General features: G+C 51.9%; 17 protein-coding genes and 2 tRNA genes. 4 read left to right on the forward strand and 15 right to left on the reverse strand.

Translation table 11 applies throughout. From position 1 onward, the window contains the following. Positions 1–1,077, forward strand: a protein-coding gene (locus tag BM025_RS18250) for an IS3 family transposase (RefSeq protein WP_090875365.1) whose coding sequence is annotated in 2 segments (ribosomal slippage) — positions 1–227 and positions 227–1,077 — 1,078 coding nt annotated over the 2 segments. Because the reading frame shifts where the segments join, the coding sequence is not laid out codon by codon here. This gene is flagged as partial in the annotation. Here BM025_RS18250 and BM025_RS19025 read toward each other — a convergent pair. Both BM025_RS19025 and drt3a read right to left on the reverse strand, forming a co-directional pair. Further along, complete coding sequence (locus tag BM025_RS19025; RefSeq protein WP_139204604.1) at positions 1,009–1,653, reverse strand: hypothetical protein; 645 nt, start codon at positions 1,651–1,653, stop codon at positions 1,009–1,011. The genes BM025_RS18250 and BM025_RS19025 overlap by 69 nt on opposite strands. Beyond that, entirely contained in the window at positions 1,646–3,013 is a 1,368-nt protein-coding gene (drt3a, locus tag BM025_RS18255; protein WP_085850834.1) for an antiviral reverse transcriptase Drt3a, read from the reverse strand. The genes BM025_RS19025 and drt3a overlap by 8 nt, the downstream gene beginning before the upstream one ends. Positions 3,014–3,251: 238 nt before the next feature. Between drt3a and BM025_RS18260 the strand changes: the two genes are divergently transcribed. Both BM025_RS18260 and BM025_RS18270 read left to right on the forward strand, forming a co-directional pair. Continuing rightward, positions 3,252–3,833 carry a hypothetical protein gene (locus BM025_RS18260; protein ID WP_085850833.1) on the forward strand — a complete coding sequence of 194 codons (582 nt, stop codon included), beginning with the start codon at positions 3,252–3,254 and terminating at the stop codon, positions 3,831–3,833. A 248-nt stretch (positions 3,834–4,081) separates the two neighbouring features. Continuing rightward, positions 4,082–5,200, forward strand: a complete 1,119-nt coding sequence (locus tag BM025_RS18270) for a tyrosine-type recombinase/integrase (protein ID WP_085850831.1) — start codon at positions 4,082–4,084, stop codon at positions 5,198–5,200. Between the two features lie 36 nt (positions 5,201–5,236). Here the strand turns inward: BM025_RS18270 and BM025_RS18275 are convergent. From BM025_RS18275 to BM025_RS19270, 11 genes are all read right to left on the reverse strand, one after another. Further along, positions 5,237–5,311, reverse strand: a tRNA-Phe gene (locus BM025_RS18275). A gap of 79 nt (positions 5,312–5,390) precedes the next feature. Further along, positions 5,391–5,609, reverse strand: a complete 219-nt coding sequence (locus BM025_RS18280) for a DNA gyrase inhibitor YacG (RefSeq protein ID WP_085850830.1) — start codon at positions 5,607–5,609, stop codon at positions 5,391–5,393. Beyond that, a complete protein-coding gene (locus BM025_RS18285) occupies positions 5,606–6,649 on the reverse strand; it encodes a ribonuclease E/G (protein WP_085850829.1) in 1,044 nt (347 codons plus the stop codon). Before BM025_RS18285 ends, BM025_RS18280 begins: the two co-directional genes overlap by 4 nt. Continuing rightward, positions 6,646–7,224: a Maf family protein gene (locus tag BM025_RS18290; RefSeq protein WP_085850828.1), complete on the reverse strand. Its 579-nt coding sequence runs from the start codon at positions 7,222–7,224 to the stop codon at positions 6,646–6,648. Before BM025_RS18290 ends, BM025_RS18285 begins: the two co-directional genes overlap by 4 nt. 19 nt (positions 7,225–7,243) lie before the next feature. Next, positions 7,244–7,462 (reverse strand): translation initiation factor IF-1, encoded by a 219-nt coding sequence (gene infA, locus BM025_RS18295; RefSeq protein ID WP_085850827.1) that lies wholly within the window; start codon positions 7,460–7,462, stop codon positions 7,244–7,246. Between the two features lie 183 nt (positions 7,463–7,645). Further along, entirely contained in the window at positions 7,646–8,110 is a 465-nt protein-coding gene (locus BM025_RS18300; RefSeq protein WP_085850826.1) for an arsenate-mycothiol transferase ArsC, read from the reverse strand. Between the two features lie 3 nt (positions 8,111–8,113). Beyond that, positions 8,114–8,593: a UPF0262 family protein gene (locus BM025_RS18305; RefSeq protein ID WP_085850825.1), complete on the reverse strand. Its 480-nt coding sequence runs from the start codon at positions 8,591–8,593 to the stop codon at positions 8,114–8,116. Beyond that, a complete protein-coding gene (gene hisD / locus BM025_RS18310) occupies positions 8,586–9,899 on the reverse strand; it encodes a histidinol dehydrogenase (protein ID WP_085850824.1) in 1,314 nt (437 codons plus the stop codon). The genes BM025_RS18305 and hisD overlap by 8 nt, the downstream gene beginning before the upstream one ends. 150 nt (positions 9,900–10,049) lie before the next feature. Next, positions 10,050–10,529, reverse strand: a complete 480-nt coding sequence (locus BM025_RS18315) for a DUF2948 family protein (RefSeq protein WP_085850823.1) — start codon at positions 10,527–10,529, stop codon at positions 10,050–10,052. Between the two features lie 3 nt (positions 10,530–10,532). Next, positions 10,533–11,798 carry a UDP-N-acetylglucosamine 1-carboxyvinyltransferase gene (murA, locus tag BM025_RS18320; protein ID WP_085850822.1) on the reverse strand — a complete coding sequence of 422 codons (1,266 nt, stop codon included), beginning with the start codon at positions 11,796–11,798 and terminating at the stop codon, positions 10,533–10,535. A gap of 10 nt (positions 11,799–11,808) precedes the next feature. Next, positions 11,809–11,964: a hypothetical protein gene (locus BM025_RS19270; RefSeq protein WP_170842236.1), complete on the reverse strand. Its 156-nt coding sequence runs from the start codon at positions 11,962–11,964 to the stop codon at positions 11,809–11,811. Between the two features lie 208 nt (positions 11,965–12,172). Here BM025_RS19270 and BM025_RS18325 point away from each other — a divergent pair. Beyond that, positions 12,173–12,247: transfer RNA gene (locus BM025_RS18325), tRNA-Thr, on the forward strand. Positions 12,248–12,499: 252 nt separating this feature from the next. Here BM025_RS18325 and BM025_RS19275 read toward each other — a convergent pair. Further along, the gene (locus tag BM025_RS19275) at positions 12,500–12,676 is read right to left on the reverse strand and encodes a hypothetical protein (RefSeq protein WP_170842237.1); all 177 of its coding nucleotides are present in this window, start codon (positions 12,674–12,676) and stop codon (positions 12,500–12,502) included. An 81-nt stretch (positions 12,677–12,757) separates the two neighbouring features. Next, positions 12,758–13,363: DUF2303 family protein (locus BM025_RS18335; protein ID WP_139204605.1), on the reverse strand; the 606-nt coding region annotated here is incomplete at its 5' end.

Here is a 13,363-nt window from a genome sequence, read left to right on the forward strand (position 1 = left end):
CGAACAGATCATTGCGATGATCAAGGAGCAGGAAGCTGGCGAGAAGACCGCTGATGTGTGTCGGCGGCACGGGATCAGTTCGGCGACGTTCTATAAATACAAATCGAAGTATGGCGGCATGGAGCCGTCTGACGCGAAGCGGTTGCGAGCGTTGGAAGACGAGAACGGCAAGCTGAAGAAGCTGTTGGCAGAACAGATGTTGGACAACGCAATGTTGCGAGACATCAATTCAAAAAAATGGTGACGCCCGTTGGAAAGCGGAAAGCGGTGGCGCATCTGATGGACGCTCATCAGGTCAGTCAGCGGCGGGCGTGTGAAGTGCTTCAGGTTGATCGTTCTTCGGTGCGGTATCTGTCGCGACGGGGTGATGATGCCGAGCTAAGGGATGCCATCAAGCGGGTTTCGAGGGAACGGCGACGGTTTGGTTGTCGTCGTGTCCACGTGATGATCACGCGGGAAGGTTTTACTGTGAACCACAAGAAAGTCAGGCGCATCTATACCGAAGAGAAGCTGCAGGTGCGCCGCAGAGGTGGCAGAAAGCGTGCTTTGGGCACAAGGAAGCCAATGGTGCTGCCGGATGGCCCGAACCAACGCTGGAGCTTGGACTTCGTGTCAGACGCGCTGACAGACGGGCGCAGGTTTCGCATCTTGGCAGTCGTCGATGACTTCAGTCGTGAGAACTTGGTTCTGGTTGCTGATACATCGCTGTCCGGACACCGCGTTGCTCGTGAACTGGACAAGGTGATCGCAGAACGAGGCATGCCGAAGACAATAGTTTCAGACAACGGCACTGAGTTCACCAGTATGGCGATCCTCAAATGGGTTCAGGAAACGGGTATCGATTGGCATTACATCGCGCCTGGAAAGCCCCAGCAGAACGGCTTTATCGAAAGCTTCAACGGCAAGCTTCGAGACGAATGTCTCAACGAAACGCTGTTTGGCACATTGCGCGATGCCCGCAACACGCTTGAAGAATGGCAGGAGGATTACAACTGGCGCAGACCACATTCAGCATTGGGCAACCTCACCCCGATGGAATTTTTGCAGAGAAAGGCAATGGACAAGATGGCGGCCTAACGCCAAAGATTTAACCCCAAGGACTCCGCGCAAGGCTGGAGGAGACTTGGGGCTCAGGTCAAGCCTATCGGAATACTTGGTTGAGCTAACAACAGAGTCTGGCCGTCTAATTGAAAAATTACTTCGTCCACAATGATACAAAACTTGGGCACTGTTTCTGTCATAGAAATCGGCAACTAAAAGCTGGTTTCGCGGGTGAATGACGGATAGCTCGCGGTAGTCGTTTTCTTTGTGATTTATCTTGAACTGAAACGGTCTGGTCCACGTGTCAGTGAACTTCCAACGACGCAGATAAACGTCAACACCATCACGCTTGATCGTCTCTGTAATAGGTGCGCCTATGCGCGTGGGTGAAATGCCAAAAATAATTGAAATAGCAGCATCTGCGTCATCAGAGTCACATTCCCATATGACTCTCAGTTCAGTACCTCTTTGATCAATTCTGACATTATACTTAGTCAAAAAGTGAAAAAATCCACCGTTGCTAAACGAAGGGGGCACTTCAAAAGGGAGCATTTCCGTTAAAATCGGGCGCTGATATTTGTATTTTGGCTTCAGGACTTTTTTATTATTCATACTTCCAAGCCTCCGTAATTTTACCAAAATCACCCTTTCTATGAAACCTCCTAAAGATGCGTTGTTCATAACCGTCGACAAACGAAAGTGTACCAAGTTTTGCCTTTAGGCTTGCGCTTGGCACCTTGGAAATGAGGTTTGTTAGCTTGTGATCAAGATTCTTCAGTTGCTGGGTGTCGGTCAGATGCGGATTGCCAAAGTATATCCCTACAAAGGCATTTTGTTTGTTATGAGTGAGTTGGGTGTTGCCAGTAAGAAACCGGATTCGCTTCAGCAGTAGCCTATAGGCCTTTCTCGAGTTTGTAGTCTTGTCCGCGTAGTAACGGGAAAATGAAGCATTCAACCGAGCTTCATATTTGGCATTTTTTGACGCGCTAAGGCGAATTATTGGCTTTGGTTCAAAGTTAAATTCGTAACCAAGATATTCAAATTTCAAGCCAGAACGTCCTCGAGAAGTCCCATCAGCCTCAAATTTTGATTCCTCGGTTTTTATGGTGTTCCTTACCAGCCCTTTCTTGCTCATTTCGCTCTCGATTTGGGGCATATATTCCTTAGGTTTGGACATTGGCGTAGGGGCAAATATGATAACGATGTCATCTACATACCTAGCAGAGTAAACGACATCCTCGATGCCACGGACTGCTTCGTCAAAATCTCGCATGTATAATTCAGCGAGGTAGGCACTCAGACCTATCCCTCGAGGTAGCCCCATTCCAGGGGTCCCTGTAAGTCTGGAAAATTTTTCAAGCATGTTTCTAGTCAAGCGGAGGGCTGTTTGACTGAGTAATTGGTCGTCTCTAAGTTTCTGAACTAATGCGGCGTGATTTATGCTCTCATAAAAGCTAGAAATGTCTGTTCTTATGAAGTGATAGGGAAATTCATCCATCAATATATTGGATAGTTGAGATACAATCTGGTTTCGGTTTGATTGCTTGACCTTGTAAAGCTTACTTAAGTTCCTCGATATTTGCTTCTCTGCATAGTGATGCTCAGGCACATCTTTTTTGATTTGGTAAACTGGCTTTCCACCTGGGCCGGCAAGTTTCTCAAAATCGATTGAATAGCTTTTCTTAGATACGTTTTTCGCAACAACTTCGAGGCATTTGAGAAGTTGTTCATCCCTTTTGTCCCGCGCTGCCTCTCGCATATCACGCAAATGATTGAATATGGCCTGGTCACCGTCACTGTATTTGCCAATTTGGTTTCTTCTGAAATCCTTGCAGTCTTCTATGCGTTCTTTGAGGATTTCGGTCTTCTTCGTGACCTCTGGGAAAAATTTGAGATCAGGCACCCTTCCACGTCGCTTCTCAATTTCAGAGATTGTGTGGAAGTTCTTTGCGGAAAATGTTTGGTCTAACACGGCGAAAAATAGCCTTATGCACTAAAAATGTATTGTGTAGTGAGAGTAGGCACATCTGTCAGATGTGGCAATGGTGATGCGCACTCGAAATTTGCAAATTTTTTACGGCCAGGAGAGGTATAGATGACACCTCTTTGGAGGTCGGTTGGTCTACAAAAGACAATCTCTAGCGACATCGCTAAAATATCTGGCGTTATCGCTAGACATGTTGTAGTATGAAAAATACAAGGAGTGATTGATGACCAATTTGTACACGGCAAGCCAAATACATGAGATCTACTGCATGGCGAATGGCATGGTCTCCAAAGAGCATAACGCTGCCCTAAACCGTTTTAGGTACATGGCGAAGCGCGGCTTGCTTTCTGAAGGATGTGTTGTAGACCAGCGCGGCACATACGCTTTTCCCAAGGTGGAGGTGTATCGCGCAGTCCTATACATGGAACTTGCCGGTCTAACTATGGATCTGCGAGCTTTTGCTCCGATTGGTGAAGCCGCTGCGCGTGATTTTTTGGGAAAAAGCTACGCCCCACCTTCGTTGAGGTTTGATGGAGGTATTCGTTCATGCGGTGGGCTTAAGGATGCGATCAATGGGGTAGCCCAAGATGAGCATTGGTTTTTAACCGTTGAGCTTCAACAGCCTGGATTCGTCGAGAATGGTAGGCTTAAAGCTGAATTCCATTTTGAGGACAAACTTTCGCCAGAACAGGAAGAAACCGAAGCCAACGAGATTTTGGGCAGAAGCCCATCGCGGGCCAAAGTTATTGTCGATTTGAAGATACTATTTGCCCCGATTATCGCATCCATTGGTGTGGCTACCTAGTGTCAACCGTCTCCACATATTCTCGCAACGCCCTTCCGCCGCCCTCGCGGCGGGGGCTGTCGCGCGTGGAGGCGGCGGAATACATCGGAGTCGGTGCGTCGAAATTTGACGCTATGGTGACGGATGGAAGGATGCCAAAGCCCAAGAAAATAGACGGGCGGTGGGTCTATGACGTGCGTTCTCTGGACCAATTTTTTGATGCCTTGCCCGGCGGTGACGATTCAGACCACAATCCTTGGGATAATTAGATGACCGAGGATTCTATGAAATTCCGTTTGAAATATGTGGTAGAGGATGTGGACAGGCACGGAAACGTGCGTCTTTATTTCCGTCGCGATGGCCGGAAAGTCCGCTTGCGCGGCCCCGCCGGATCACCCGAGTTCCTGACTGACTATCGCCGCGCGGCGAGCCCTCCAAAAGAGGCCAAGGCCCAAACTGTAAAGGTGGGTCGTGTCGTGCCGCGCAGTGTCCGGTGGCTTTGCGTTCAGTATTACAAAAGCGCCATGTTCACCGAACTGGACCCAAGGACACAAAAAGTCCGTCGTTCGATTTTTGAACGCTTTTGCCAGAACAAGAACGATGGCGACAAACCTTTTGCGCTCTTGCTGCCCCGTCATATCCGCGTCCGCCGCGATGAAATGGCCGACCGCCCCGAAGCTGCCAATGGCATGGTGAAAGCGTTGCGCCAGCTCTACCGTTTCGCGCTCAGCTATGACCTTCACGACGACAACCCAGCAGACAAAGTGGAATACCTGAAGGGCAACCCCGACGGCTTTCATTCGTGGTCTCTGGGCGAGATTGAGAAATTTGAGGATGCCCACCCGATTGGGACACCAGCCCGTCTCGCGCTCGCTTTGGCGGTCTACACAGGCCAGCGCCGCGCCGATCTGGTGACGCTGGGCAGGCAACATGTCCGCGATGGGTGGCTGATTTTCACTCAGCACAAGGGCCGCAATAGTAAGCCCGTACGGATGGAAATCCCTGTCGTTTCCGAATTGCAGGAAATTATCGACGCCACACCCACCGGCGATCTGACATTCCTTGTCACCGCCTTCAACCGACCGTTCACTTCCAATGGTTTTGGTAACCGTTTCCGTAAATGGTGTGATGAGGCTGGACTTCAAAATTGTTCTGTTCACGGGCTTCGCAAAGCAGCCGCCGCACGTTTGGCTGAACGGGGCTGTACTGAACAAGAAATCATGGCGATTACCGGACACCGCACCAGCAAGGAAGTCACCAGATACACCCGCGCCGCAAGTCAAAAGATACGAGCGGAAAGCGCGCTTCGCCGTCTTGCGCCAGAACAAACGCTGGACAAAAGTGTCCCACTTTTGGGAGGGGTTATATCTGGTGGGACAAAAACGTGATCTAACTATTTGATGCTAAATACCAAAAAGAAAGAATGGTGCCCAGGGGCGGAATCGAACCACCGACACGAGGATTTTCAATCCACTGCTCTACCCCTGAGCTACCCGGGCACCGGATGAACACTTACGCGTTCTGGGTTTGCGTTGTTTAGTCGCCGCAAAGGGCGGTGTCCAGAGCTAAAATGCGCATTTAGTGAGGTTTTTTTGTAATCGCATCAAGTGCTTCATTGCTGGCGTTGCGCAAGCTTTCTTCAAAGGCACGCGCGACCTCTTCTTCGCCTTCTTCACGCAGACTTGGCACGGCATAGGTGCCACTCAACCAGCGTGACAGGTCCACGTCAGCACACCGTTTTGAGCAAAAAGGGCGATACTTAACATCGCCCTCTTTTTGGCAAATAGGGCAGCTCATTTCAGGATGTCACGTAAAGGTACGCGCTCGCGTTTCTTTTGGATCTCATAGTGGCCAAGCGGGGTAAAGCCCGCCATGACAGCTTCAGACCCATCCGCTTTAAACGCCGCTCGCAAGGATTGCTCAAAGGCGCGATGTTCTTTTTTTGGCATCGGGGCAAGATCGATGGTGATTTGCCCAGCAAGACCGCGCAAACGCAACTGGCGGGGCAGGTCGCGCGCCAAAGACAGGTTGGCTTTGAACCCCGCGGCGGTCGAAAACTCACCGCCCGTGTTCACATCCACCGCAACCAATGCACGCGTTGGCTCGATATAGGCGTGGCCGCCAGTTTTGAGTGACACGCGCGTTGCAAGGATGTCATCAACCATTTCATGTACGCCGTGGTTGTCAAATGCGGCTTCAGAGTCGTCAAATACATCGGGCGTATCCCAATCACGCCATGCTGCATCCCATGCGTCGGGGCCATCCACCAATAGTTCTGGCGTGCCTGCGACATCGGCCATCACGGCCTCTGCAAGACCACGCATATTGGCGATGTCATCCGCGATGTCATCAGATTTAGCCCCATCACAGGCCGAGCGCAAGATCAGACCAAGCGTCTCATCCGCGTCGTCCATACCTGTGTTGGCCAAATCATGCAGGCGCAGTAATTCGTCTTCATCACGAATGATGCGAGAGATGTTAAGCCCCGGAGCATCTGGCGTGATGATCGCATATTTTGACTTAAAAATCAGGCGTGTGGTCACAGGTACGGCTTTGCCGTCTTCGGACATATGGGTGACCTGCACCAGCATCGGTGCGCCAGGTTTTAGACCCTTGTTGCCTTTTAGATATGCGCTTTCACCGTTCGGCATATCTAGCATTGCACCACCCATACCTTTTAGCATCCGCCCGCCACGGGCACGATAAATCGCGCCGATCACGGGGGGCGCATCGTCGCCAGCTGCATCTACGATCAGGTCTTCAAGGCGGCCATCTTTGATAAAGGCGGCGGCTTTTTGATCTTTGAGCATCCCAAGTGCGATGACAGTGCCGATCATGTGCGATCTCCATAAACAGGGTAGCCTGCGGCAGTGAGCAATGCGGCTGTTTCGGCCACGGGCAGGCCCATAACGGCAGAATAGCTGCCTTGAATCCACGGAATAAAAGCGCCTGCAAGCCCTTGAATACCGTAACCACCAGCTTTGCCTTGCCAGTCATTTGACGCCAAATACGTGTTCAATTCAACATCGGACAGGCGTTTCATTTTCACCACGGTCACGACATCGGCCTCATAGACCAAATCACCACGCGCCACGGCCACGGCCGTAATCACTTTGTGACGACGCCCTGACATGGCCAGCAAAAATTCTGCGGCTTCTTTTTCATTTTGGGGTTTGCCCATGACACGCCGCCCAAGTGCGACTGTCGTGTCGGCGCACAAGACAACCTCGTCTTTACTGCGTGGTACGGCTTGCGCTTTTTCGCGGGCCATACGTGTGCAATACGGACGTGGCAGTTCACCTTTCAAAGGTGTCTCGTCAATGTCAGGGGACCGGATGTCATCGGGGGTAAGGCCGAGCTGCGCCAGAAGTTCCTTCCGGCGCGGGCTGCCTGAACCGAGGATCAGTTTCATGTGTACCGCTGCGATCCGATTAACGGAAACGGTAATTGATCCGACCTTTGGTCAGATCGTATGGTGTCATTTCGCATTGAACTTTGTCACCTGCGAGAACGCGAATACGGTTCTTGCGCATTTTGCCTGCCGTGTGAGCGATGATCGTATGGCCGTTTTCCAGCTCGACCAGAAATGTCGCGTTCGGCAAGAGTTCCTTAACGACACCGGGAAATTCGAGCATTTCTTCCTTGGCCATGTTCACTCCTGTAAAATTCACCCGCCATAGTGCGGGCGGACAGTAAATGCGCCTTTGCCCCGATCTTTTCAAGCGCCATTTGAGGCAGGGTGCTCTTTTTCGAATGGTTTTTTGGTAAATTTGCCGCAAAGTTCATGAAATGAAGGCTTTGAAAGCAATTTTCAGCGTATCAATTGGCTTAAATCAGCTTTGAGGGGCGCTTGGGGGACCAAACCGTTCAATCATGCGCGCTTTGATATCATCGCGGACGCTACGATAGGATTCGAGCTTGGCCTCACGGTTTTCGCTGGTGGCTGTGGGGTCGGCAATGGGCCAGTATTCGACGTCGATGTGATAGAGTTTGGTCAGGTTACACGCTTTGTGATGCGACGCGGGCGACAGAGCTATGATCAAATCATAGGATGACATATGTTCGCCAACTTCGTGCAAATCCTGAAACGAGCGCGCTTGATGACGCGATATTTCCACATCGATTTCTTGGCACACAGTGACAGCAAAGCCGTCAATATCCATGTCTCCCATAACGCCGGCAGATTGAACATAAGCTTGCATGCCATAGAGTTTTTTCATCAAGGCTTCGGCCATTGGCGAACGCGCTGCGTTATGATCACAGCAAAATAGGATTGAGCTGGGAATGTTTGCCGCCAAATTCTATGCTCCCCAATGCAAGACACAAATCAGTGTAAACAAACGCCGCGCGGTGTCCAGATCGACGTCGGCCTTGCCTTCTAGGCGTTCTTGCAGCACACGCGCGCCTTCATTGTGAATGCCGCGGCGTGCCATGTCTATGGCTTCCAGTTGCCCTGGCGCCATTTGTTTTACAGCGTCAAAATAACTTTCACAGATTTGAAAATAATCTTTCACAACTTGGCGAAATGGACCGAGTGACAGATGGAATTCAGCTTCGGTGATATCGGATTCATTGGACAAATCGAACACAAGGCGGCGTTCTTTGATGCAAAGCAGCAGTTTAAACGGCCCTTTTGGAACATCTCGGTCCGTGCGCTGGGGCAGGGCGAAACTGTTGTCTTCCAGCAAGTCAAAAATCGCGACCTTGCGTTCTTGTTCAATCTCAGGGGTCGGAGCGGACAGCCCGCGATCGTCAATTTTAACCGCGATCAGCTTACTCATCGTGGTCTCCATTTAATCTGTCGAGCCGCGCGCGCACGGACAATCCATGCGCCTCAAGGCTTTCGGATTTGGCCAACCGTTCTGCCGCAGGGCCGATCGCCGCAAGCGCAGAAGGGGTCATTTTTGCCAAAGTCGTCCGTTTCATAAAGTCCAAAACGGACAAGCCAGATGAAAAACGTGCAGAGCGCGCAGTAGGCAGCACGTGGTTCGGGCCACCAACATAATCACCAATGGCCTCAGGCGTGTAAGACCCTAGAAAAATAGCGCCCGCATGTTCGATTTGCAGGGACAATTCATCCGGATCATCAACACAAAGCTCAAGGTGCTCAGGCGCAAAACGGTCTGATAATGTGGCTGCTTCGTCAAGGTTTTGCACCACAATCACTGCGCCAAAATCTGCCCATGATTTACCTGCAATGGCGCGGCGCTCAAGGGTTTCAAGTCGCTTGTCTACGGCCTTGGCAACGGCTGTCCCGAAATCTGCATCTGTGGTGATTAAAATAGATTGTGCGCTTTCGTCATGTTCGGCTTGCGACAGTAGGTCCAAGGCGATCCAGTCAGGATCATTGTTCTTGTCCGCAATCACCAAAATTTCAGAAGGGCCGGCAATCATATCGATGCCAACTTTGCCAAACACACGACGTTTTGCTGCTGCAACAAAGGCATTTCCTGGCCCCGTGATTTTGTCAACGGGGGGAATGGTCTGCGTGCCATAGGCAAGTGCCGCAATCGCCTGCGCGCCGCCGATACGGTAGATTTCGTCAACACCTGCAATGCGCGCAGCCAGCAAGACCAGCGGATTGACCACACCGTCCGGCGTGGGGACTGTGATAGCCAAGCGTTTGACGCCCGCCGCTTTGGCCGGAATCGCGTTCATTAACACTGAACTTGGATATGTCGCGACACCGCCGGGCACGTAGAGCCCCGCGTTTGACACAGGCGTCCAGCGCCAGCCCAATGTCGCGCCGTCCATGTCAGTCCACATTTGATCCTGCGGGATTTGGCGCAGATGGTAATCGCGAATACGTGTGGCCGCGAGGTTGAGCGCTTGGCGATCCTCGGGTGACACTTGAGAGCAATAGTCATCAATTTCAGCATCGGTGAACCGCATTTTATCTGCGGTCAAATCCATACGGTCAAACTTAGCCGTCAATTCCAGAACAGCGTCATCACCGCGTGCGCGCACATCTGCGATGATACCCGCCACGATATGATCAACGTCAGGACTGTCTTCGCGTTTCATCGCGAGCAGCTCTACAAAACGGGCTTCAAAATCGGTGTCTTGGGTGTTCAAAAAATGTGGCATCACGCTCTCCTTACCCTTCACATAGCGCGCTGCTGCGATAGGCTCAAGCGCGGGCTTGTGGTGCGCCGCACTTGAAGGAGATTTTAGGCACACGGGCCGCAATTTAGGTTGGTATTGTTTGCGGTCCGCAAACGTTTTTCCGCTGAACGCTTAGTCGGAATGATCAGGCTGTTTTTTCGAGGGCGCAATATAGGGCCGCGTCACGTCTTTGAGCGTCACATCAAGTGCTTCGACCTCAAGCAAAATATCGCCATCGCCCGCAAGCGTGATTTCAACCTGACCCGCGCCATCTTGTGTGGGCACAAAGGTGATGGATAGAACGGAAATGACCGTGTCTTTATCCGAAGCGGATAGACCCGCCGATTTGGCGGACATAACGTCATCGAACAAGAGCACAGATTGCACCCGCTCTACGGGACGTTTGCGTGTGCTGGCGCGCTCGGCGTCTTCCCAACGAAAGCGGTTGAGCAGCATCGCAAAGCGGCGTTGTTTTGTATTATATGAAATTTCGCCCATCGGCACGACCGCATCTTGGCACAGTGAGGACAGAACTGTCAGGTCCTCACTGTCGTGTGCCTTGAGTTGCAGCGGCTTGTCGCCACCGTCTTCGAAACGTGCATCTTGGGTCATGTGTTATACCTTGATCCGCTCAATTTGAGCACCGATACCTGATAGTTTTTTCTCAACAAATTCATAGCCGCGATCTAAGTGATACACGCGACTCACCACGGTTTCGTCTTCGGCCGCAAGTCCCGCAAGGATCAGTGATACAGAGGCGCGCAAATCGGTTGCCATAACCTGTGCCCCTTTGAGGCGTTCCACACCGTGGACAATCGCCTTGCCGCCATGCACTTCGATATTCGCGCCCATGCGGATCAATTCAGGCGCGTGCATAAAGCGGTTCTCAAATACGGTTTCTTCGAGATTGGATGTGCCTTCAGCCGTACACAAAAGGGCCATCATCTGCGCTTGTAAATCGGTTGGAAAGCCTGGGAACGGCTCAGTCACAACATCGACAGCCTGTACGCGGTCGCTTTTGCGTTTCACCGTCAACCCGCGCGCGGATTCCGTAACTGAAACACCCGCTGCATCAAGTTTTTCGGCAAAGCTTTCGACCAAAGACATCTTGCCGCCCAAACAGGTGACTTCGCCGCCGCAAATCGCAGGGGCGAGCATAAATGTACCCAACTCAATGCGGTCTGTGACAACAGGATGCGTGGCGCCGTGCAGGCGATCTACGCCCTGAATTTCGATCCGTGACGTGCCTTCGCCTTCAATCTGCGCGCCCATCTTTTTCAAGCAAGCGACCAAATCAACGATCTCAGGTTCGCGGGCGGCATTTTCCAGCACCGATGTGCCTTTGGCCAACGTGGCTGCCATAATAAAGTTTTCCGTCGCGCCCACAGAGGCAAAGCGCATCTTGTGCACCGCGCCTTTGAGGCCACCTTGGGTTTTCGCGTGCAGATACCCGTCACGTAATTCGATCTGGGCACCAAGTGCGGTCAGCGCATCAACGTGCAAATCCATCGGGCGCGCACCAATTGCGCAGCCGCCGGGCAAGGACACAACCGCATGGCCCAGACGCGCCAAAAGGGGGCCTAGCACCAAGTTGGATGCCCGCATTTTGCGCACGATTTCATAATCCGCAAAAGGGTTTACATCCCCGTGGCAGGACATGGTTTGAACCTTGCCCTCTTGCATGGGTTTGATTTCTGCCCCCAGTGATTCCAGCAAGGCTGTCATCGTTTTGATGTCAGACAGACGTGGCGCGTTGGTGAGTGTCAAAGGCTCATCGGACAACAGCGTCGCAGGCATTAATGTCAAACAGGCGTTTTTCGCACCTGCGATCTCAATGTCACCATTTAGCGGTCCGCCGCCTCTTACCAAAATCGAATCCATAACCTGTGCCTCACTCGCTCTTTTCTTCTGCCTTTTCCGCAGCAGACTTGGCGCGGCTCAATTGCTTGCGCCGTGTCAAATTCGCCTTGAGCGCTGCTTTCAGGCGCGCATCGCGGGCTGAAACAGGTTTTTTGGCGGACTGTGGAGTGACAGGTTTGTTTTTCATGAGGTGACATGTAACGGCTGGGGGCAATCGCGTCCAGTGCCGCACAGAGCATTTATAGGCGGATTTCGGGCAAGTTTTATACGTGTCGTGTGCTTATGTTGGTAAGAGCCTAAATAAAGGGATTCGCAGAAAAACACGCGCGGCCCGCAGTTTTAGCGAAAAGGTTCTTGCGCCGCGTCCCGTTCAAGTCTAATTAGCCGCCCACAGTGCTGCTGTAGCTCAGAGGTAGAGCACTCCCTTGGTAAGGGAGAGGTCGGGAGTTCGATTCTCCCCAGCAGCACCACAATTTGTTGATTTTATTTAATAATTTCAGATAGCAGCTACTCAGCCCCACGCTTAGCCCCACATACCTCAGAATTCTTAATAATAAATTCCTCATAGTCGGTAACGCGAATACTTGAGATACGTTTTCCGACCCGATGGACCTGCAATCCTTGGAGTTCGTAACGCCGGATCGTGTCGGGTGACACGCCGAATACTGCTTTCGCATCTCTCATTCTGACAAATATTGGTGTTTTTTGTTGCATAATACTGCTCACTCCCATGGTGCTTTGGCGATTGTAATCGGTGCTTTTCCGTCGACGGCGCTGTTGCCTGTCGCGAACACTTGCTGGACTGTTTTTACATCGATGCCGGCTCGATTGCCTGATGGCGATGCTGGTTTTTGAGAGTGCAAGCCGGGGCGGGCAATACACTGCAATGTTTTACTCATGACCGTTCTCCATAAATCTCTGCTTACCTGTGGCCTTCATCTCCATCGCTGGCCCCTGTTTCCAAGGTCCAGAAAAAGAGATCACGCTTCCGGCGTGCCTTTAAACAGCGGCAGGTCGGTGTGCGCGACGGCGAGGTCGAGGGACTCATCGAAGGACGCCTCAAAGGCTTTCTCGGGGTTGTAGATCGACAGGATGAACTTCACCTGACCGCCGGTCTTGCGGTAGCGAAAGCGCACGGGCATGCGGTACAGCGGGCCGTTGAGAAACACCGGGATGGCAATAATAATCAAGTTTGGCAGGTTGAGCGGCTGACCGTTGAGGCCTTTGTGCTCATTGATGAACTTCATTTCCGCTTCGCCAGTGTCGCGGTTGGTGGTCAGTTTGAGGTCGCTGGTTTCATTGACCAAGAACTGTTTGGACATTTGCAGCAGCTGCGTGAGCTGGCCGTATCGACCTTCAATCTTGCACGCGGTTTCAATCAGGCGGTTTTCCCAATCGTCGTTTTTATCATCCTGTACGCCGGCAAGGATCGCGGGCGTCGGATCCATGATGTTCTTGGCCTGCGTCTCAATAAATTCGCCCATGTCGTCTTTTTCGAGCGGCGTGTCAGACACCGCCATCCATGCTTTCCAATCCTCAGACAGGGGAAAATCATAGACCCCACGATGATGACCGTGACGCGCGCT

This window comes from Pacificibacter marinus, from assembly GCF_900109555.1.
Taxonomy (GTDB): Bacteria; Pseudomonadota; Alphaproteobacteria; order Rhodobacterales; family Rhodobacteraceae; genus Celeribacter; species Celeribacter marinus_C.